2 protein-coding genes are annotated in these 1,861 nt (G+C 45.6%); both read right to left on the reverse strand.

Annotation, left to right across the window (positions count from 1 at the left end; all coding sequences use genetic code 11):
- Window positions 1-351 precede the first annotated feature (351 nt).
- Window positions 352-1,488, reverse strand: a complete 1,137-nt coding sequence (locus E5S67_RS31870) for an NF041680 family putative transposase (RefSeq protein WP_246277100.1) — start codon at window positions 1,486-1,488, stop codon at window positions 352-354.
- Entirely contained in the window at window positions 1,451-1,657 is a 207-nt protein-coding gene (locus E5S67_RS33875) for a hypothetical protein (protein ID WP_246277101.1), read from the reverse strand. The genes E5S67_RS31870 and E5S67_RS33875 overlap by 38 nt, the downstream gene beginning before the upstream one ends.
- Window positions 1,658-1,861 lie beyond the last annotated feature (204 nt).

The following is a 1,861-nucleotide window of genomic DNA, read 5'->3' on the forward strand; positions in this document are numbered from 1 at the left end:
CTTCTCCCTCTTGAGTTGTTGAGTAACAGCTTGCCGGATATTTAAAGGCAGCTACTTTTAGATGCGCTCGTTTTTTAGTCTAAACTCCAGTTATTTGTATCCGCTCCATAGTCCGGACTGTTTTGATTTCATAGTCTTAACCGGTCGATTTTACGTTGGTATCTCGATCGCGGAATCGCCTTGAAACCCTTATTATACGGTTGGAAATCAAAAACTGCCCGAACTATTGCCCACTAAATTATAAGTTTGGGGTAGTGCTTTTATGTAACTGGCGTTTAGACTAAGCAGCATAAATTGACTCAGCTATGGCTGAGTTACTAAAAGAAAATATGGAAGAGGAAAAATTGGGATTTAGACCGAGTTCTTGAAGGCTTTTTTACGCTTGGAAGTCCCTTTTTTGACAATTGGACACCGAGGTTTTGTTGGCCGGGGTTTTCCTTGAGGCCATCCAGGAGACTTTCCTCGGGGTTTGGGAGGAACAGCCGGAGTACCAATCGCGGCTAAAACTCCTCCCATACTTTGGGCTACTCGTCCAGGTGTTAATTTGGTCATCGATTTCTGCCACGGTAAAGGGTTGTCAGCCACCACTGCACGCGCCAACCACAACTCCCAGGTTATTAACGGCATCAGATCGCTCCACCGTTCACACTGTTTTGGGCTGCTTAATTTGGGCAATGTCCAATGCAGCCGTTGCTTGGCCAAACGATACCAATGATCTATAGCAAAGCGCCGTAAGTAGAGTTGCCAAACTTCATTCAAAGGCAGTATTTCTTCACCCACCCAAGCTAACCAGAGAGGTTTGGCGAACTGTCCGCTCTCCTTCTTAAGCCGTTCAACCCGTATTAATTGCATTTGGATGTTAGCCGCCGCTTGAAAATGTTTATCCCGCCACAAACTAATTCGGAGCCTACCTAACTTTGGTGCATCAATTTCTATAGTTTCCGTTGGTTCTTCCCATGTGCTAGCATCATTGAGCTTAAACTTCTCGCCATGTTTGCGCGGACAACCTTTACCTGAATAAGGGGGCGGCGCACTCCACAAACATAAATTTGAGCGCAAACGCATTAATTTATCAGCTTGAATGCCCGCAGTCTTCAGGACAAAAGGGGCACAACCATACTCACTGTCTATGAGTACAATTGGTCGTGAGGGTAGATATTGGCTGACTTGTCGTAGTTGCCAGACAGCTTTGTCAATAGGACTTTCCCAACTGGTAATTCGTTCGTGCCGTAATGGTAAAGCCCAACTACCTTCGCTCTCGGGAACCCAAGCAATTGTACTGTAACCTTGGCCCAAAGTAATTGGTCGGTTTCCAGGGATATCCGTTGCTTGATGTTCAATTGTTCGTTCTTGCAGACTCACAGCATCTGGGCGCGGCCAACTGGTATGGTCTATGGCGAGTATGGGACGGATATCTTTTGGGATGTGTTTAATATATATCTGCATCAATTTACGCGCCCGCTGGACGGCAATCTTGTAAGGCTTCATAAATACTTGACCAGCGTCGGCGAAACACAGGACACAGGGACAAGTCAGCTAGACAGTGGACATGGCGAGTCAATAGGATGGCATCAGTCAATTCAAACGTCGCATCGTGGGCCCGACATAAATACTGATAAGCCGCTTGACGAAATTCTTTTAATTTGGCAAGGTGCATATTGGCAGCTAAGGGTGGGTGGTACTACTCTTAGTTTCTGCCAAGTGGGGTCTGCTTTTCAATTCAGACACCCTTTTTTTATCCCTGGAGATTTTACTTAGTCTAAACTCCAGTTATGTAAAGGATAGAGGATAATAGCTCTATGCCAATCTTTTGAGGAGTCTCATGATGAAACCCTATCTGATTTGTCCCACTTGTGGTTCT

It is taken from the genome of Microcoleus asticus IPMA8 (assembly GCF_013179805.1).
Classification (GTDB): Bacteria; Cyanobacteriota; Cyanobacteriia; order Cyanobacteriales; family Microcoleaceae; genus Microcoleus; species Microcoleus asticus.

What these genes read in the sequence shown, in the direction of transcription:
- E5S67_RS31870 (WP_246277100.1), bottom strand. Translation starts at nt 1,488, where the DNA reads ATGAAGCCTTACAAGATTGCCGTCCAGCGGGCGCGTAAATTGATGCAG.
- E5S67_RS33875 (WP_246277101.1), bottom strand. Translation starts at nt 1,657, where the DNA reads ATGCACCTTGCCAAATTAAAAGAATTTCGTCAAGCGGCTTATCAGTAT.